Genomic DNA, 18,869 nt, shown 5'->3' with positions numbered 1-18,869 from the left:
CCCCCTTCTTTTCCATACAAAGGAAGGGATTTATATGGCTGTCATACATGATATTACGGAATTAATTGGCCACACACCGCTTTTAAAACTGTCAGGGATGGGTGTGCCGGCAGGTGTTGATGTTTATGCAAAACTTGAAATGATGAACCCAGGCGGAAGTATTAAGGATCGCTTAGGTGATATGCTGATTAAAGAAGCGCTAGCATCGGGCAAACTGCGCCCAGGCGGAACCATTATTGAAGCAACTGCAGGAAACACAGGCATCGGGCTTGCGCTAAGTGCAAGAAAACATCAATTGCATCCGATCTTCTGTGTACCAGAACATTTTAGTCAAGAGAAACAACAGCTCATGAAGGCGCTTGGTGCAGAGATTATTCATACACCAAGAAAAGATGGGATGAAGGGTGCGATTGATCGAGCCCTTGAACTAGAGGCAAGCCTTGACAATGCTTATTGCGTCTTACAATTTAAAAACCAAGTAAATCCATTGACTTACTATAAAACGCTCGGGCCAGAAATATGGTCTGACCTCCAGGGGAACATAGACGTGTTTGTAGCAGGAGCGGGCTCTGGTGGAACGTTTCAAGGCTGTGCTGCCTATTTAAAAGAGCAAAAAGAAGCGCTAAAAACAGTGATCGTGGAACCAGAAGGATCTATTTTAAATGGCGGAAAGCCGGGACCGCATAGAACGGAAGGAATTGGCCTTGAATTTATTCCAGATTATATGGAATCGACTTTATTTGACGAGATTTATACCGTCAGTGACGATAATGCTTTCCGAATGGTGAAAGAAGCAGCTGAAAAGGAAGGTGTTCTGATCGGAAGCTCGTCTGGAGCCGCTCTATTTGCCGCTTTAGAGGAAGCGAAAAAGGCATCACCTGGGACAGTGATCGTGACCATTTTTCCTGATAGCAGTGAGCGTTATCTAAGTAAAGGTATTTATGAGGGAGGAAAATAAAATGAAGCCAAAAACAATGATGATTCATAGTGGAATCACTGGTGATGAAAAAACAGGAGCCGTGTCTGTTCCTATTTACCAAGTCAGCACCTATAAGCAGCCTAAAGCAGGCGAGCACACTGGATATGAATATTCCAGAACTGCGAATCCAACAAGAACAGCACTGGAAACAGTCATTCGTGATCTTGAAGGAGGGGCAAACGGCTATGCATTCGGTTCAGGGATGGCTGCAATTACAGCTGTGATGATGCTGTTTAACAGCGGAGATCATATCGTACTGACTGACGACGTGTACGGCGGAACGTATCGTGTGATGACAAAGGTGCTCAACCGGATTGGCATTAAAGCCACATTTGTAGACACAAGTGATCCTGAAGCGGTGAAAAAAGCCATTTTACCAGAAACAAAAGCCGTCTATATTGAATCACCAACCAATCCATTGCTGAAAATGACCGATCTACAAGCCATAAGCCGGATCACAAAAGAAGCTGGCATCTTGATGATTGTCGATAATACGTTTTTTACCCCATATTTTCAAAAGCCGATTTCATATGGGGCTGACATTGTCTTGCACAGTGCCACAAAATATTTAGGCGGTCATAGTGATGTGGTGGGCGGACTTGTCGTGACAGCTACTGAAGAGCTTGGTGAAGAACTGCACTTTGTTCAAAACTCTACAGGCGGTATTCTTGGACCGCAAGATGCGTGGCTTCTAATGCGAGGGATGAAAACGCTCGGACTAAGAATGGAAGCACATCAACAAAACGCGCAGAAAATCGCTGAGTTTTTAGAACAACATCCTGCGATTACACGTGTCTATTACCCAGGATTAAGCGCTCACCCAGGTCATGAGCTTGCGAAAACACAAGCAACAGGCTTTGGCGGTATGATTTCTTTTGATATTGGAAAAGAAGAAAATGTCGACGTGTTTTTAAGCCAATTGAAATTGTTTACGATCGCAGAAAGCCTAGGGGCGGTTGAAAGTTTAATCTCTGTTCCTGCTCGCATGACCCATGCATCTATTCCAAAAGAGCGCAGAGAAGAGCTTGGCATCACAGATGGTTTAATCCGTATTTCTGTCGGTATTGAAGATATTGATGACTTATTACATGATATTGAACAAGGGCTCGACGCAGTAACGAATGGATAGATTTACATGCCCCTCGCTTTCTCTCACTATGGTAAGCTATCAATAGACATTGATAGCGGGAAGGTGAAACAAGTGAAGAAAAAGTGGGATGGTTTAGTGACAGATTACAAGCAATACGCTTTTATTTTGCTTGCTGTCAGCACCTTTTTATATATTGGTACGATTTTACCGAATCAGCACCTAGAAGCATCACCAAAAATGCTGATGATGGCAGTTGATTGTGTTTTCCTATTGGCTGCTTTTCTTTGCGTGAAACGTGCGATCTTTTTTCAAAAAAAGCTACAAGAACTAGATGAAGATTAAGTCGAAAAGTCTCCTCATGTGATGAGGAGACTTTTTTAAATTGCACTGGATAATCGGACAAGAATTACTGTAGAAATTTAGTCAAACACACAAAAATCATCTAATTTACTAAAAACAGGTTTACAAAATGGTGCTTGCTGGATATACTTACAAAGTAATTAAAAACGTAAAGGAGGCTGAAGAATATGTTATTCGTATCTACTTGTGATCAATTCAACAACCAATTTCATCATGTCATCAGCCTGTGGAAGAGCTCGTGTCCTTCCTTTACCTTTTACGGTTCACGCTACAAAACTGTTTAAGTAAACGAGGATTTCACGTATCATCCATCGCAGGTTAGAAGACACTGTCTTTTGATCTGCATTTTTGTGTGCCCGCAGGTCAACTGATAAAGAAGATCTGCGGGCTATTTCGCGTGCTGCGAACTGAAGGGAGGTGAGCGTATATGACAATCCATTTATTTTTTATTACTTTGACGATCCAACGTAAATACAAGGACATTGAAACCGTTCTTTATGAACAACAAGTCGAAACGTTTTATGAAGAAATGAAGCAGAAACAACTAAAGTACATGAACTAAAAAGGACAATAAAAACATGAAAAGGAGGAGATTGACATGTTTATGATGCTTGCAATGCTTGATTGTTATACAAGGGAGAAGGACCAGGTTTAGACACGCTCCACATTGATCACCTGCACATATGATAACCGTAAAAGGAGATTGTGAGGTGATCAATGAATGTCGATGTCACCATATATGAGGTTTCCGTCAGTGGGGCACGGGTATGCGTCTATTCCGCATTCTTTAAAGCACGGATACGGCAATCCATACAGAATGCAAAGAGAGCAAGAAGAAATGCTCAGACGCTATATGTACAATTATCCAACCTATTGGTATTAAAGAAAAGGAGCAGGAAACGTTATCGTTTCCTGCTCCTTTTACATTAGCAAATCCAGCTTGCACCGATGATGATTAACAAAATGAACAGTACAACAAGCAATGCGAATCCGCCTGCAAAACCGCCACCGTAGCCACCGCAGTAGCCTCCAGAATAACCGCCAAAGCCCATAATCTAGCACCACCTTTATCTAATCAAGATACATTCATAAAATATGCAGCTCATGCGGAAAACGAAATCAATCTGAACACAATTAATGAAAATGCCTATTTGTTTAAATATTTTTCATTACGTGCGAAACATTTTCAGAAAAGGTGCCGTCTAATAAAAGACAAAGGAATTAGGACTAGGTCTTAACTTTTGTTAGGCGAGAGCCGATATGAAAAGTAAGAAAATTCGTAAATAGTTTTATTTACTGGTGCAAAGCAGGTGTTGACATTGATTCAAAGCTGGATTGGAAAACAAATGAGGGAACCAAAGGGCTTGTTCTCAAAATGGGTAGCCCGCTATATGGAAAAAAATCATCATGATATCAATCAATGGACGATTCAACTCTTAAATATACAAGAAAACGACCGGATTTTAGAAATTGGTACTGGAAGAGGTATGACATTATCTAAAGTAGCGGAAAAACTTGATCGAGGGAAAGTATATGGAATCGATGCTTCGCGTCATATGGTAAAATACGCGAAAAGAAAACATAAGAGGCTTGTCGAGCAGGAAAAAGCCGTTATTACACTTGGAAAAGCTGAGCAATTACCTTTTGAAGACAGATCATTCAATAAATTGTTCACAGTGCAGACCATCTATTACTTGCCAGATATCGAACAAGTCATGAAAGAGGTATATCGTGTTCTTCAAGTGGATGGAGAAGTATTCTTATCTTTTCAAAAGCAGGAACTAATGAAGGAACAAAAACGCTCACAGTCTCTTTCAACGTACAGTGAAGAAGACATCAGCTGTCTTTTTTCAGCGTATCACTTTAGAGACGTCTCTGTTTACCATTATGATACATACATCTGTATCAAAGCCTTAAAATGATGATGAAAATATTTCCCAGGTAATGAACAAGCAATTAAAAAAGGCTCTTCGTCAGAAGGGCCTTTTTTGCATGTGGGAATTGATCATTCATCAATAAAAAAGACACTTCACAAGAAGAGTCTTTTGCATTCATTTCATATGTAGGGGCCAGCCAGGTGTGTAAGGAATGATAGTATATATAAGGAATTTGTTTGTCGATTAAGGATACCTGTCTGGCTTATTCCTTATATCGACAATGTTCTTCAAATGTTTAGCTTTTTTTTCAATATTTTCTTTTTTATTTGACTGGAAAATACATTTTTCTCTCCTGGATAGACATTTTTCATTTACTATTTGAGTCAATGTGTGGTTGAAAGAAGGAAAAAGCCCGAGAAAGAGAGAACTTTGGAGAGACTTCATTTTTAAACAAAAAGGGAGGAATGAAAACATGTCGGGAAACAAAGGTGTCGTTTATAAAGGAGCAGGAAATGTAGCAGTTGAAGATATTGGATACCCTGATTTGGTTTTAAGGGATGGCCCTGGTGTACCTAAAGCCAATGTTGGACGTAAGTGTGAGCATGGCGTCATTTTAAAAGTGGTGACAACAAACATTTGCGGGAGCGACCAGCACATGGTAAGAGGGCGCACAACTGCGCCTGAAGGACTTGTCCTTGGTCATGAGATTACTGGTGAAGTCGTTGAAGTTGGACGAGATGTAGAGTTTATCCAAAAGGGTGATCTCGTATCAGTTCCATTTAATATTGCCTGTGGTCGCTGCGTCATGTGTAAGGAACAAAAAACCCATGTGTGTTTAAATGTAAACCCCGATCGACCTGGCTCAGCTTATGGATATGTAGATATGGGCGGATGGGTTGGCGGCCAATCGGAGTACGTCATGGTGCCATATGCTGATTTCCAGCTACTCAAATTTCCGGACAAAGATCAGGCGATGGAAAAAATACTTGATTTGACGATGCTTTCTGATATATTCCCGACAGGTTTTCATGGTGCTTATACGGCTGGCGTAAAACCGGGCTCTACCGTCTATATTGCTGGTGCAGGGCCAGTAGGTCTAGCAGCAGCGCATTCCGCTCAGCTCCTTGGCGCTTCTGCTGTCATCGTCGGCGATCTCAATGAACAAAGGCTGGAGCAGGCGAGAAGCTTTGGCTGCGAAACAATTAACTTACGAAAACATGATCGAATCGGTGAACAAATGACAAATATCCTTGGAGAGCCAGAAGTCGACTGTGCGGTCGATTGTGTCGGCTTTGAAGCTTCAGGTCATGGAGATCAAGGAGAAGCACCAGCCACCGTTTTAAATACAATTATGGATATTACCAAAGTTGGCGGTAAACTTGGAATTCCAGGACTTTACGTCACAGAAGATCCAGGTGCTGTGGATGAAGATGCAAAAGTTGGATCTCTGAAAGTGCGAATTGGACTTGGCTGGGCCAAAGCCCATACCTTTGTGACAGGCCAAACCCCTGTCATGCAATATCATCGCAGCTTGATGAAATCTATTTTAAGCGGAAGAGCACAAATCGCCAAAGCCGTTAATGCCACCGTGATTTCCCTTGATCAAGCCCCTAAAGGATATAGCGATTTTGATTCGGGTGTGGCGAAGAAATTTGTGATTGACCCGCATGGCATGATTTCTAAATAATGATCCATCGAAAAAACTTACAGGATTTTTCCTGTAAGTTTTTTGTTTGTTACATATAAAAAGATGAAGCTGTTCTGCTACATTCCATGTCAATTGTTAGCCGTGCCTGAGTATATATTCCTCTGTTAAATCAACAAACGCCTTCAAAGCAGGAGACATCCATTTATTTTTATGCCAGAATAGTTGGATTTTCGTTGTGAGACAGGGTCCCATCCAATTGATTTTAATCATATGGCCTTCTGTTATTTCTCTTTTTATAGAAATTTCGGGAAGTACAGCAATTCCTAAACCAGCCATTACACATTTTTTTATGGCTTCTACATCTGCTAGTTCTAGTTTACTTCTCGGTTTTGCTCCTGCCTGTGTCAAAGAGTGTTCGAAGGCATAACGATAATCGCAGTCTTCGGTTAACAACAATCTTTGCTCGTCTAAATCGATAGGATATACTTTTTGTTTTTTGCTCAATGGATTTGTTGGACAGCATACAATCGCCATCGGTTCATCTTTTAATTCTTTTACAATTAAATGTGAGGATACGACAGGATTCATCGATAATAGGGCGACATCAATTTGTCCTTCCAGTAATAGATTTAAAACATCCTTTTCAGCTATTCCGGGACGAAAAATCAGTTCTACTTTAGGATACGTTGTTTGAAAGTCCGTTAAAATATGAGGAAGTCGATAGGTACATTGTGTTTCAGATGCACATATTCTCAAAATGCCGCTTGGCTCACTCATCCCACCAACAGCCTCTAATGCTTCTCCTGTTAAACCTAAAATCTTATCCGTATAATCTTGAAACTTCATGCCAGCTTCTGTTAAAATGACCCTTTTTCCAAGCCTTTCAAATAGAGGGGTTCCTAGCTCTTCTTCTAATGCAGCGATATTTGCCGTGATACTAGATTGAGCATAGCCAAGTATTTGTGCTGTTTTTGTAAAGTTTAATACTTTTGATGCTGTTTGGAACATCATCAGTTGCTTTATTTCCAACGTCAATCCCTCCTAAATCGGATGAGCCGATTGATGCAATCAGAAAACTTCTATAGATAGATCATAACATTTTTACTATGATAAAAGTAGGCGCTTTCATTATTTAGAATGTTCAGATTTTATAGGGGGGATGGCTTTGTTTGAAACGATTGTCAATTCAATAAATGACTTTTTATGGACATATATTTTAGTCGTTATGTTAATAGGGATTGGAATCTACTTTACGGTGAGAATGAAGTTTATGCAAATTGTCTTACTAAAAGAGATCTTCCGTTCTATTTTTGAAAAAGCCCCAAAAATAAAAGGGAGTCAAGACATTTCTTCAATGCAAGCTTTCTTTATCGGAGCAGCGACGAGGATTGGAACTGGAAATATGGCAGGTGTTGCTATTGCCATCACAGTTGGTGGTCCTGGAGCTATTTTCTGGATGTGGTTTGCAGCGGTTTTAGGGGGAGCTTCTGCATTTGTCGAAAGCACACTCGCTCAAATATATAAAGTGAGAACAAGTGATGGTTTTAAAGGGGGGCCAGGCTATTATATACAAAAGCAATTTGGACTGAAATGGCCAAGTAGGATCTTTGCCTTTTCTGTTATTCTTAGTTTTGGCTTAATTTTTAATGCAGTACAAACGAACACCATCACAAATGCCTTTCGATATTCATTTGGTATCAGTCCAATTGGCATGGGAGTATTCGTAACCATTCTTACGGCTTTCATCATTTTTGGTGGTGTAAAGAGAATTGCCCGCTTTACCCAAATCATTGTGCCAATCATGTCCTCGTTTTATATTATCTTAGCACTTTATGTGATTGTGACAAATATCGCAGATGTACCCGCAGCATTAGCAAGTATTATGAAAAGTGCGTTTGGATTAGAGCAAATGGTTGGAGGCGGAATCGGCGCTGCAATAATGAACGGTGTCAAACGCGGTTTATTTTCCAATGAAGCAGGAATGGGAAGTGCGCCAAATGCAGCTGCTGCTGCTCATGTTTCACACCCAGTAAAACAAGGGTTTGTTCAATTATTAGGCGTATTTTTTGATACATTAGTTGTTTGTAGTTGTACAGCATTTATTATTATGCTATCAACAGTAGAAACAGCAGGTGATTTGTCAGGTATTGAAATTACTCAAGCTGCAATGGCGCAGCATTTCGGTTCTTGGGCGAGTATTTTCTTAGCATTTGCGATCTTTACTTTTGCATTTAGCTCCATTGTAGGTGGCTACTATTACGGTGAAGCCAATATCAGTTTTATTCATAACAGTGTAACCGCGCTATTCGTGTATCGAATCACTGTTTTAATGATGATTATGTTTGGTGCTCTCGCCAACTTACAAATCGTTTGGACGTTAGCGGACTTGTCGATGGCGATTATGGCCATTGTTAACTTGGTTGCCATTGCGATTTTAGGCAAATTTGCTTTTGCGGCTCTAAATGATTACATGGGACAAAGAAAGGTAGGAAAGAACCCTGTTTTTTACGCTTCTACCATTCCAGGTTTAAAAGGAATAGAATGGTGGGGAGCAGAAAAACAAGCGATTAAATCAACAAATGAAGGGGTAGAAAATCAATGATAAATTTTGAATATGATTGTCATACGAAAATGATCATGGGGGCGGGGAAATCTAAAGATATTGCCTCTATTGTAGAGGACATTGTATTGCCTAGTGCTACAATTATGATTGTAACTGACCCTGGTGTAAAAAGCGCAGGATTGGTGACGCCTATTGAAGCATATTTGCAAGAAGCTGGTTATTCCGTTGTCGTCTTTGATCAAGTATCTCCAAACCCTAGAGATCATGAATGTCTAACGGGTGCAGAGCTCTTTAGAAAAGTACAAGCATCAGCGGTTATTGCGATTGGTGGAGGAAGCCCAATGGATACGGCAAAAGCCATTGCTTTATTAGGTCCAAATGGCGGTAATCCTGAAGAGTATATAGCAGGCAAGAAAGCGTACACAAATGTATCACCCTTAATTTGTATTCCAACCACGGCTGGAACTGGCTCTGAGGTGACACGTTCATCTGTGATTACGTTAGCTGCTTCACATAAAAAAATCACCTTAAAACATGCCTTGCTTCGACCAACTATTGCGATTTTGGATCCTGCTCTTACTTCTACGGTGCCAAAAAGTATAACAGCGGCAACAGGTGTTGATGCACTGGTCCATGCGATTGAAGGCTATACATGTAAAGAAACAAACCCTATTTCTAAGGCGATGGGGGCAAGCGCAATGAAAACCATTGTGACCTATTTACCGAAGGCGTATGAAGACGGATCTGATTTAGAAGCAAGATACAAAATGCAGGAAGGCAGTTTACTCGCTGGCTTATGCTTCGGTTCCGCTGATGTAGCAGCCGTGCATTGTTTAGCCGAAGCGCTCGGCAGTCTTTATGATACGCCTCATGGTATCGCAAATGCTGTATTTTTACCTTATGTCATACAATTTAATGCAGCTGAAAACAAATCATTGCACATAGAGCTTGCAAACATCATGGGCTTTGCAGATAAAACGGATGCAGATGATGTGGCGATTCAAAAATTAATGGATGGTATATATACATTCACAAAGAATTTAGGTATTCCATCACTAAAAGAATTATCTTATGTAAAAGTAGAAGATTTTGAAAAAATGGCTGAACTAGCAGAACAAAACAACTCTACAAACAGCAATGTTCGTGCCGTTACGAAAGCGGACTACTTAGATATACTAAAGGCTGCTTTTTAATATAATCATACAGAAAAAGAGCCGAATAGAATGACTGAATGATAAACACAAACCTTCCCAGACTTTACACAAGAAGCAAACGACTATGTCGTCAATATGGAGAATTACAAATCTACCACCCTCCTAATGTATGATTTAGGTGGTGGTTTTTCTATGTCCCATTTGACTAGGTATCATGTATACATGAGTGGTATGATAGACGACAACATCTCATGAGAGAAAGGATAGGATAAACGATGAATTTTCACAATAAAACAGTCGTTATCACTGGCGCAGCCAATGGAATTGGTGAATCGATCGCGTATGGCTATGCGAAAGAAGGGGCGCGTGTCGTGCTTGCGGATATTGACGAAGAGAAGGGCAAGCGCTTGGAAGATCAGCTGAAAAAGGAGTCCTTTGAGGCTTTTTTTAAAAAAACGGATGTGAAACAAGAGAAGGATATTCAAGACATCATGTCGGCTGCCGTGGCTCGTTATCAAACGATCGATATTCTCATCAATAATGCAGGGGTTATGTGTACAAAATCGCCTTATGAGCTAACGGTTGATGAGTTTGATCATGTGCTGCATACAAACCTACGAGGTGCTTTTTTATGTGCAAGGGAAGCGGCACGTTATATAAAAGAGAATCAATCAGGCGGTTCTATCGTTAATATCTCATCCACTCGCGCGACCATGTCAGAACCAGATACAGAAGCGTATGCTGCATCAAAAGGCGGGATATCAGCACTTACTCATGCGCTGGCTGTTTCCTTTAGTCAGGATCATATAACAGTAAACAGCATTTCCCCTGGATGGATTGAAACGAAGGATGAGAAAAATTTGCGAGAAATTGACCATCAGCAGCATCTTTCCAATCGAGTAGGAACGCCAAAGGATATTGTCAAAGCTTGTTTTTATTTAACAGATGAAGACAATCAATTTGTGACAGGAACAGATTTGGTTGTTGATGGCGGCATGACTAGAAAAATGATTTATGCGGATTAACATGAAAAAAAACATTGACGCCTTGACGGAGGCGCAGTACAATATGTAACAATTCAGCTGAAGATCGTGATGAAAAAAAGATAAAGCGCAAATAGAGAAGAGTATGTAATGGCTGCCTCACACAGAGAACTCCGTGAAGCTGAGAAGGAGCTGGGAAGCGTTACAGAACCAAGCCTCTTAGCTCTGTACCGGATTCATTGTGATGGTGGTGCAGCGGCATTCTCCCGTTATAGAGAAGGGTTAGCGATAACCTGCTAAGGTTCATCTGGTAACAGGTGAATGAACTGAGGTGGCAACGCGGAGTCAATCCCGTCCTCAAGACAGAAATGTCTTGGGGGCGGGATTTTTTTTGATGACAAAAAGGAGGGCACTACGATGAAAAAACATTGGCGGGATATGAGCATGTTACTTGGAGCGATTGGTATTGCGAACATAGGAGAATGGATTTATATGATTGCTCTCCACCTGCTGATTTTTCAGGAAACGGGCTCCGTTCTTGCTGTAACAGCCGTCTATATGTTAAGACCTGTCTCGGCTCTTTTAACAAATAGCTGGTCTGGTAGTTTAGTAGATAGACTGAATCAGCGGAATGTCATGATCAGTCTAGATCTATGCCGGGCCGTTCTGATTGCTTGTTTACCCTTTGCCTTATTTTCAGGCCACTTATTGATCGTATATGTGATGCTATTTCTCATTCATATGGCACAAGCCATGTTTCATCCAGCTTCGATGGTGTATATGACAGCACTAATCCCGGCGGATAAACGAAAACGGTTTAATGCCATTCGATCTTTGCTTCAGTCTGGTGGATTTTTACTCGGACCCGCCGTAGCAGGGCTGCTTTTTCTCATTGGTACACCAGTCCTTTCAATTTATGTAAATGCAATCTGCCTTTTGATATCTGCTGTTTTGACGATGTGTTTACCGATTTTGTCAAAAGCAGACGGGGCACAAAAGGGCTTTTCTCTCTCGGTATTAAAGGAAGATGCAAAACTTGTCTTTCATTTCAGTCTCACATCCCGTCAAGTGATGGCCGTGTATTTATTATTTAGTGCTGCCATCACGGTGCTGCCGACTGCGATTGACTCACTTGAAGCAGCTTTTGCAAAGGAAGTGCTGATGTTGACCAATACCGAATATGGGTTTCTTGTCAGTGTAGCTGGAGCAGGGATTATCGCAGGGGCATGTCTCAATACGGTCATTGTCGAAAGGCTGCCTGTTTCAGTGATGCTTGGTGCGGGGAGTTTGTTTGTGGCTTTTGGATACTTGATCTATGCTTTTTCAAGCACATTGACTGTCGCAGCAGCTGGCTTTTTTGTTCTCGCTTTCTTTTTAGCATTTGCAAACACCGGTTTTATGACTTTTTATCAAACGAATATCCCGGTAGAGGTCATGGGGAGAGTGGCAAGTTTTTATGCGTTATGTGAAGCAGTTCTGACGATGATGATGACAGGAATATGCGGCGTATTGGCGCATGTGTTATCGATACGTACATCTGTCATAATTGGCTGCCTATGTATGCTTCTTATTTGTCTGTTGCTATGTTTTGTCATTTTTCGTCCATTGACTGTCAAAAAAATAGTGCATCTTACTTAGAAAATTAAAAAAATTATGTTATCATTATTTAAGTAAGTTAATTAAATTGATGAGAAAAGGAGTCTTACAAATGAAAGCACTACGCTGGCACGATCAAAAGGACATTCGACTAGAGGAAATTGACGAACCAACAGTTGCTCCAGGAAAAGTGAAACTGAAAGTAAAATGGTGCGGCATTTGTGGTAGTGATTTACATGAATATTTAGGCGGACCGATCTTCATTCCTGTGAATGAACCTCATCCACTTACAAAAGAAAAAGCACCCATTACACTGGGACACGAGTTCTCTGGTGAAATTGTAGAAGTTGGAGAAGGTGTGAGTAATTACAAAGTAGGCGATCGAGTGGTTGTTGAACCTATTTTTGCAACTCACGGGCACCAAGGTGCTTACAACTTAGATGAAAATATGGGCTTCTTAGGACTTGCTGGTGGCGGTGGAGGATTCTCTGAATATGTATCTGTCGATGAAGAATTACTTCACTTGTTACCAGACGAAATTTCATATGAGCAAGGTGCACTTGTTGAACCTTCTGCAGTTGCTTTATATGCCGTTCGTTCTAGTAAAGTACAAGCTGGGGATACAGCAGCTGTGTTTGGCTGTGGACCAATCGGTTTACTTGTCATTGAAGCATTAAAAGCAGCTGGTGCTACTGACATTTATGCAGTGGAATTATCAAAAGAGCGCCAAGAAAAAGCAAAAGAACTTGGAGCGATCATTGTAGATCCTTCTCAGTATGAAGATGTTGTTCAAGAAATCGCACGCCGCACAAATGGTGGAGTCGATGTTTCTTTTGAAGTGACAGGTGTACCTGTTGTATTGAAGCAAGCAATCCAATCAACTAGAATTTCAGGTGAAACAGTCATTGTAAGCATTTGGGAAAAGGGCGCAGAAATTATGCCGAATGACATTGTCATTAAAGAACGTACAGTCAAAGGAATCATCGGCTACAGAGATGTTTTCCCATCTGTATTAAACTTAATGAGAAAAGGCTATTTCTCTGCAGACACACTCGTCACGAAGAAAATCAAGTTGGACGATGTGATCGAAGATGGCTTCCATGCATTAATCAATGAAAAAGATCAAGTGAAAATTTTAGTCAGTGCTGAATAAGTAGGACGAAAAAGAGAATGGCATCTGCCATTCTCTTTTTTTAACGTCCAAGAGATTTTCCGTACACGCTGACTCGTTTCTCTAACAAAGCAAAAGCGAGTTCAAAGAAAATACTAAGCATCCAATAGATCAAAGCAGAGACAAGATACGTTTCTAAAAACTTGTAGCCATCATTTGCAATGATGCGCGAGATTCCCATGATTTCCAGTACACCAATTGTAAACGAAAGGGATGTGGCTTTTAACAGCTGAATGAGCTGATTCCCTAGGTTTGGCAGGGCAACCACAAACGCTTGCGGTAAAATAATGCGAATCATCGCCTGTCTGGTGGTCATGCCAACGATTTTCGCCGCTTCAAGCTGCCCTCTGTCTACTGCAAGAAGTGCGCTGCGGACCACTTCTGTTAAATGTGCGGCTGAATGCAGGCTGAAGGTGATAAGGGCAACGGTAAGCGGGGAGACCATATCCGGGTGAAAGGTCAACCCAAAAGTGCTATTCATTTTGGTCAGAACAAATGGAATGCCATAAAAGAAAGCAAACAACTGAACAATGAGAGGTGTTCCTCTAAAAAATGAGACATAGAGCGTGACCAGCTGGCGGAGCACAGGGATACGAAAGAGGCGAATGAAAGCAAAAACAGATCCAATCAAAAGGCTCACAGCCATAGAAACAAGTGCAATCAATAAGGTAAAGGGAACGCCTTTTAGAATATGTGGTATTTGGTCAATCGCAAATGATATATCAATGGTTTGCATCAAATCGCCTCCTTAGCGTGACAGGCTGGTGCGGCCTTTCACAAATTTTCTTTCCAGTAGCATCGTGATCAGTTCAATACTGATGCAAATCAGCCAATACACAATTGCAATGATGACGTACACTTCAAACATCCCTATCCCGTAGTTATTGCCTAGGATGATTTTGACCTGTCCCATCATATCAATGAGTCCGATTGTAAATGCAATGGCGGTATCTTTCACGAGATCAATGGTGTAATTTCCGAGGTTCGGAAGTGCAATGAGAAAGGCTTGCGGAATAATGATCCTCATTAATGCCTGCGTATCTGTCATCCCAACAATGTAAGCTGCTTCAAGCTGATCTTTCCCAACAGAAGAATATGCACTGCGAAAGACTTCAGATAAATAAGCGCCCGTATGTAACGAGAATGTGATCATCACAAATAACACACGATCCCAATGATTGATTTGAATTCCGGCCATGAGTAAAAGCTGAGGCAGGCCAAAATAAATCAGAAATAACTGAACAATGAGCGGTGTACTTCGTGTAAATGACAAATAAATGACCGCCAATTGTTTCAGCACTGGAATTTGTTTGATTCGAATGCAAGCAAACAGCAATCCGATGATGATGGCAAAAAACAATGACACCACAATCATAAGAAATGTGAGCGGCAGACGATCAACCACTTGTAAAAAGATTCTTAGCCAATCTCCAGCTGTAAACGTCATGGCGCTTCCTTCCTTTCTTCATATTGATAGCCTTGCTCTGATATATAGTCAATATCTTGAAAGAAATCAACGCCAAACCATTTCTTCGCAAGGTCAGGTAATGTTCCGTCTTCTATCATCTCTTGTGTCACTCGGTCCAATTCTGATGCTAGTTTCTTTTGACTAGGCTGTAAGACAAGATAAATAGGTTCCTTTGAGACAATGCCGCCCACTTTCACTTTCAGGTGAAGATGTTTTTGAATCGTATCAAAGGTCGAAATATTCATAAAAGCCGCATCGGACTGTCCACTTTCGACTCGTTTTAAATTGAGTTCGTTTGAAGGGCTTTCAATGGTCGTGAGCGGAATTTTTCGATCATGTTCTTCATTATATTGATTTAATATGGAACGAAGGCCACCGCTAGGACTGACGGGAGCGAGCTTTTTTGATGTCATATCGTCTAGAGATTGAATATCTTGCTCTGATTCATTCACAATTAAACCTGTCATCGAATAGCCGTATGGCACCTTAGGATAAAGAAAGCGTTTTTCACGTTCAGGATTACTGAAAAACCAATTAGCCGCCATTTCAAATTTCCCAGCGCCGATCCCAATTAAATTGGATTCTTCCTCGCCAAAGATATAATCAAAATGAATATGTGGCAAACGTTTCTCGACTTCATTTAAATAATCGATGTTATAGCCAATCGGCTCGTTGCGGTCATTTGTGGCTAAAAAAGGCGGATTGACTTCTGCGCTTAGTGCGACTTTGACAATTTGTTTGCCATCATCTGTTGTTGTTTTCACACTGCTGCAGCCAATAAGAGAGAGGAGAAACAGAAGGATACCAGCGGCAGTGAATAAAGTCTTGCGCTTCATCTGTCTTCCTCCAATCCTTGCCACATCCCGCGATGAATTCTTGATAAAAATTGTTTCGTCCGTTCATGCTGAGGCTTCATCAGGACGTCTTCTGGTGAGCCTTTTTCAACGATTTCCCCATCTGCCATAAAGATCACTGTATCCGCTACATCCTTTGCAAACGAAATTTCATGCGTCACAATGACCATCGTCATTCCTTGGCTCGCAATATCTTTCATCATTTCAAGGATTTCTCCGACCATCTCTGGGTCCAGTGCGGACGTCGGCTCATCAAATAAAAGCACCGCAGGATTCATGGCAAGCGCACGGGCAATTCCGATTCGCTGCTGTTGACCGCCGGATAATTCGCTTGGAAATGCTTCTTTTTTATGAAGCAGTCCAATTCGTGTTAACAATTGCTCTCCGATTTTTTCTGCCTCTTTTTTAGACATGTTTTGAGACACAATCAATCCTTCTGTGATGTTTTCAAGTGCTCGTTTATTTTGAAACAAGTGATAATGCTGAAACACCATAGACGATTGCTGTCTGAGTTTTAGAAGATCTTTTTTTCGATATTGTTCAAATTGAATCGTGGCTTCTCCAACTGTCAGCGTTCCTTTGTCTGGGATATCAAGGCTGTTTAAACTGCGGAGAAGTGTTGTTTTTCCTGATCCGCTCGGTCCAATAATGGCGACCACTTCACCTTCTTGTACGGTGAAATCAATTCCTTTTAACACATGAGTTGACCCATAGGATTTATGTAGATTAGTAGCAGAAATCATAAAAGCATCACGTTCCTTTGACATATGTACTTAATATTGATAAAATTTAACACATTAAATCCTATAAGTAAAGTGTGTTTTAATAATACCTATTGGATAAATCGGATATGATAGATTGCGAGAAACAGAGGAGTTGGATACGTTTTGTCTAAAGCATTATTTGTCGATACAGATTTTCAACAAAATTGGCTAAATCAACTAGAATCCCTTCGTGAAACGATCGAACATTCTGCAAAAGAACATGATGAGGGTGCCTATTTTCCTAAACAGAATATCGAATCATTAGTAGAACTGGGCTATACAACGTTGTCTCTGCCTGTTGAGTACGGGGGCGGGGGTCAATCTGTAAAGGATATGGTCCTTTTTCAAGAAACGCTAGGAAGTATGGATGGAGCAACTGCCTTATCGATCGGCTGGCACCAAGGAGTTGTTGGTGAAATTTATGAAAAGAAACTATGGAATGAGAAGCAGCTGCAATTTTTTGCTGAAGAAATCAAAAATGGGGCTCTTGTGAACCGGGCCGTCAGTGAGGCGCAGACAGGGAGTCCAACAAGAGGAGGCAAACCTGGAACAACTGCAACGAAATCAGGAGATCATTGGGTGATCAATGGCCGGAAAACATTCACAACGATGTCACCAGCACTCACATACTTTCTCGTCGGTGTATGGATCGAAGAAAAAGAAGCGATGGGCTTCTTCTTAATTCACCGTGATACAAAAGGTGTTTCTATAGAAGAAACGTGGGATGTTGTTGGCATGAGAGGAACAGAGAGCCATGATTTAATTCTAGATCAAGTGGAAGTCCCAGATGACATGTTGGTTGAAGTGCAAAAAGGACCTCGGGGCGGTATGCTGAATCCTTGGATCGCACATATCCCTTCCTGTTATTTAGGGATTGCGCAAGCGGCAAGAGACTATGCTGTTCAGTATGCCATCACCCATTCACCGAACAGTATTAGCGGAACGATTAGCGAACTGCCAAATGTCCAAACACTGATTGGCGAAATTGATTTACTACTAAAGCAAGCACGCCATGTCATCTATTCAACGACAACATTGTATGAGCAGCCAGAGAAAAGAGAGCTGTTAATCAATGAATTCGGTGCTGTGAAGCATACAGTCGTCAATCATAGTCTGCAAGTGGTCGATAAAGCCATGCGTTTAGTCGGTGCAAAAAGCTTAAGCCTTAGCTGCCCGCTTCAACGTTACTATCGAGACATTCGTGCTGGCCTTCATAACCCACCAATGGACGATATGACAATTTCGAAAATTGCAAAGCAAGCGATTGAAGAGAAAAAATTGAACGTAGAATAAACAGAAAGCCGGATAAAACCGGCTTTTTTTATTTGGCAGAAAAGAGGACAAGCGTACCTTATGTCTTATCGCTCAACATGCTAAAATCGATACAAATCATGGGAAAAGGAGCGGTTTTTTTGAAGAAGCATATAAAATGGCTATTTTCCACTATTATGCTGATGGCACTTTTTATCGGCCAACCTTCATCAAGCGAAGGAACATCTCCAGAATGGTCCGTCGATGAATTCATGAAAGATCGGGAAGGCACATTTGTGATTCAAGAAGTAAAAGAAAAATCACCATGGGTGTATAACAAAAGAAGAGCGAACAAGCGCTTTGCACCACAATCAACGTTTAAAATAGCAAATGCCTTAATCGGACTTCAAACTGGCGCAGTTAAAGATGAATACGACATCAAATATTGGGACGGAGTAAAAAGAGAGATTGATAACTGGAATAAGGACCATACACTGGGCTCTGGCATGAGAGATTCAGTCGTCTGGTATTATCAAGCCATGGCGCGTGATATCGGGGAAGAACGCATGAGCCATTGGATAAAAGCCATTCATTATGGGAATCAAGACATATCTGGCGGAATCGATCAATTTTGGCTAAGCAGTACGTTGCGCATTTCTCCAGTAGAACAAGTTCATTTCCTTAAACAGCTATATGAAGAAAGTCTCCCATTTGACCTATCGGTTATGAGAACCGTCAAACGAATGATGATACAAGAAGAAGAGAAACACACCACGCTATACGGAAAAACAGGCTCCGGATCAGGAATCGGCTGGTACGCAGGCTTCATCAAACATGAAAACAAAACCTACATCTTCGCCACAAATATAGAAGGCACCGGACTAGAAGCAAAAGAAATCACCTATCGTATTTTGAAAAAATATCATTTGGTAGAAGCATCCGTTTAGGGTGCTTTTTTTATGAGTGAATTTGGGGATATATTGATAAAAAGATGATACTTGGGTTAGTTTGAAAGGATGATATATTTTTAGAAAAATATTGAAACGTTATCTCAAATATATTATGATATATGACGTATTGTTACAAATGTTACAAATATATGATAAGGAGA

At 41.0% G+C, this 18,869-nt stretch carries 19 protein-coding genes and 1 pseudogene; 14 read left to right on the top strand and 6 right to left on the bottom strand.

The genetic code is table 11. The annotated features are described in order from the left end of the window. Window positions 1–34 precede the first annotated feature (34 nt). The 5 genes from ABG082_RS12180 to ABG082_RS12160 all read left to right on the top strand — a co-directional run bounded on the left by ABG082_RS12180 (window position 35) and on the right by ABG082_RS12160 (window position 3,312). Window positions 35–958 (top strand): cysteine synthase family protein, encoded by a 924-nt coding sequence (locus ABG082_RS12180; RefSeq protein WP_348936137.1) that lies wholly within the window; start codon window positions 35–37, stop codon window positions 956–958. Window position 959: 1 nt separating this feature from the next. Then, entirely contained in the window at window positions 960–2,108 is a 1,149-nt protein-coding gene (locus tag ABG082_RS12175) for a bifunctional cystathionine gamma-lyase/homocysteine desulfhydrase (protein ID WP_008342652.1), read from the top strand. Window positions 2,109–2,180: 72 nt separating this feature from the next. After that, window positions 2,181–2,411, top strand: coding sequence for a YrhC family protein (locus tag ABG082_RS12170; protein ID WP_035391005.1), 231 nt, complete (start codon window positions 2,181–2,183; stop codon window positions 2,409–2,411). Window positions 2,412–2,856: 445 nt separating this feature from the next. Beyond that, window positions 2,857–2,991, top strand: coding sequence for a YrzI family small protein (locus tag ABG082_RS12165; protein WP_008342648.1), 135 nt, complete (start codon window positions 2,857–2,859; stop codon window positions 2,989–2,991). Window positions 2,992–3,156: 165 nt separating this feature from the next. Further along, a complete protein-coding gene (locus ABG082_RS12160) occupies window positions 3,157–3,312 on the top strand; it encodes a hypothetical protein (RefSeq protein ID WP_223255651.1) in 156 nt (51 codons plus the stop codon). A 43-nt stretch (window positions 3,313–3,355) separates the two neighbouring features. Here ABG082_RS12160 and ABG082_RS12155 read toward each other — a convergent pair. Beyond that, window positions 3,356–3,430 (bottom strand): annotated as a pseudogene (locus ABG082_RS12155) (YjcZ family sporulation protein); the annotation flags it as partial. A 318-nt stretch (window positions 3,431–3,748) separates the two neighbouring features. Between ABG082_RS12155 and ABG082_RS12150 the strand changes: the two are divergent. Next, complete coding sequence (locus tag ABG082_RS12150; RefSeq protein WP_336619533.1) at window positions 3,749–4,351, top strand: class I SAM-dependent methyltransferase; 603 nt, start codon at window positions 3,749–3,751, stop codon at window positions 4,349–4,351. 427 nt (window positions 4,352–4,778) lie between these two features. After that, window positions 4,779–5,993: a formaldehyde dehydrogenase, glutathione-independent gene (gene fdhA / locus ABG082_RS12145; RefSeq protein ID WP_017358089.1), complete on the top strand. Its 1,215-nt coding sequence runs from the start codon at window positions 4,779–4,781 to the stop codon at window positions 5,991–5,993. Window positions 5,994–6,089: 96 nt separating this feature from the next. On the opposite strand, the gene ABG082_RS12140 is transcribed toward fdhA, so the two are convergent. Next, window positions 6,090–6,983, bottom strand: coding sequence for a LysR family transcriptional regulator (locus ABG082_RS12140; protein WP_251185204.1), 894 nt, complete (start codon window positions 6,981–6,983; stop codon window positions 6,090–6,092). A 130-nt stretch (window positions 6,984–7,113) separates the two neighbouring features. Here ABG082_RS12140 and ABG082_RS12135 point away from each other — a divergent pair, with 130 nt between their 5' ends. The 5 genes from ABG082_RS12135 to ABG082_RS12115 all read left to right on the top strand — a co-directional run bounded on the left by ABG082_RS12135 (window position 7,114) and on the right by ABG082_RS12115 (window position 13,403). Next, window positions 7,114–8,556 carry an alanine/glycine:cation symporter family protein gene (locus ABG082_RS12135; RefSeq protein WP_348936136.1) on the top strand — a complete coding sequence of 481 codons (1,443 nt, stop codon included), beginning with the start codon at window positions 7,114–7,116 and terminating at the stop codon, window positions 8,554–8,556. Continuing rightward, window positions 8,553–9,710: an iron-containing alcohol dehydrogenase gene (locus ABG082_RS12130; RefSeq protein WP_348936135.1), complete on the top strand. Its 1,158-nt coding sequence runs from the start codon at window positions 8,553–8,555 to the stop codon at window positions 9,708–9,710. Before ABG082_RS12135 ends, ABG082_RS12130 begins: the two co-directional genes overlap by 4 nt. Window positions 9,711–9,946: 236 nt before the next feature. Then, entirely contained in the window at window positions 9,947–10,696 is a 750-nt protein-coding gene (locus tag ABG082_RS12125; RefSeq protein ID WP_017367675.1) for a glucose 1-dehydrogenase, read from the top strand. A gap of 375 nt (window positions 10,697–11,071) precedes the next feature. Next, window positions 11,072–12,292 (top strand): MFS transporter, encoded by a 1,221-nt coding sequence (locus ABG082_RS12120; protein WP_348936134.1) that lies wholly within the window; start codon window positions 11,072–11,074, stop codon window positions 12,290–12,292. Between the two features lie 70 nt (window positions 12,293–12,362). Then, entirely contained in the window at window positions 12,363–13,403 is a 1,041-nt protein-coding gene (locus tag ABG082_RS12115) for a 2,3-butanediol dehydrogenase (RefSeq protein ID WP_008342621.1), read from the top strand. 40 nt (window positions 13,404–13,443) lie between these two features. Here ABG082_RS12115 and ABG082_RS12110 read toward each other — a convergent pair whose 3' ends face one another. Genes ABG082_RS12110 through ABG082_RS12095 form a run of 4 tightly spaced genes read right to left on the bottom strand, consistent with a single transcriptional unit; the run spans window position 13,444 to window position 16,510 of the window. Next, entirely contained in the window at window positions 13,444–14,157 is a 714-nt protein-coding gene (locus ABG082_RS12110; RefSeq protein ID WP_008342619.1) for an amino acid ABC transporter permease, read from the bottom strand. Between the two features lie 12 nt (window positions 14,158–14,169). After that, on the bottom strand, window positions 14,170–14,868 hold the full coding sequence (locus ABG082_RS12105) for an amino acid ABC transporter permease (protein ID WP_008342617.1): 699 nt from the start codon (window positions 14,866–14,868) through the stop codon (window positions 14,170–14,172). After that, on the bottom strand, window positions 14,865–15,725 hold the full coding sequence (locus ABG082_RS12100; RefSeq protein WP_348936133.1) for an amino acid ABC transporter substrate-binding protein: 861 nt from the start codon (window positions 15,723–15,725) through the stop codon (window positions 14,865–14,867). Before ABG082_RS12100 ends, ABG082_RS12105 begins: the two co-directional genes overlap by 4 nt. Then, a complete protein-coding gene (locus ABG082_RS12095; protein WP_007501396.1) occupies window positions 15,722–16,510 on the bottom strand; it encodes an amino acid ABC transporter ATP-binding protein in 789 nt (262 codons plus the stop codon). Before ABG082_RS12095 ends, ABG082_RS12100 begins: the two co-directional genes overlap by 4 nt. 120 nt (window positions 16,511–16,630) lie before the next feature. Between ABG082_RS12095 and ABG082_RS12090 the strand changes: the two genes are divergently transcribed. Next, on the top strand, window positions 16,631–17,800 hold the full coding sequence (locus ABG082_RS12090; RefSeq protein WP_348936132.1) for an acyl-CoA dehydrogenase family protein: 1,170 nt from the start codon (window positions 16,631–16,633) through the stop codon (window positions 17,798–17,800). Between the two features lie 98 nt (window positions 17,801–17,898). Further along, on the top strand, window positions 17,899–18,705 hold the full coding sequence (blaBPU, locus tag ABG082_RS12085; RefSeq protein WP_348936826.1) for a BPU family class D beta-lactamase: 807 nt from the start codon (window positions 17,899–17,901) through the stop codon (window positions 18,703–18,705). Window positions 18,706–18,869 lie beyond the last annotated feature (164 nt).

Origin of the sequence: Bacillus sp. BS1807G30, assembly GCF_040047675.1 — a bacterium.
Lineage (GTDB): Bacteria > Bacillota > Bacilli > Bacillales > Bacillaceae > Bacillus > Bacillus altitudinis.
The sequence above is the reverse complement of the archived record's forward strand: the minus strand, read 5'-3'. Positions and strand labels throughout refer to the sequence as shown.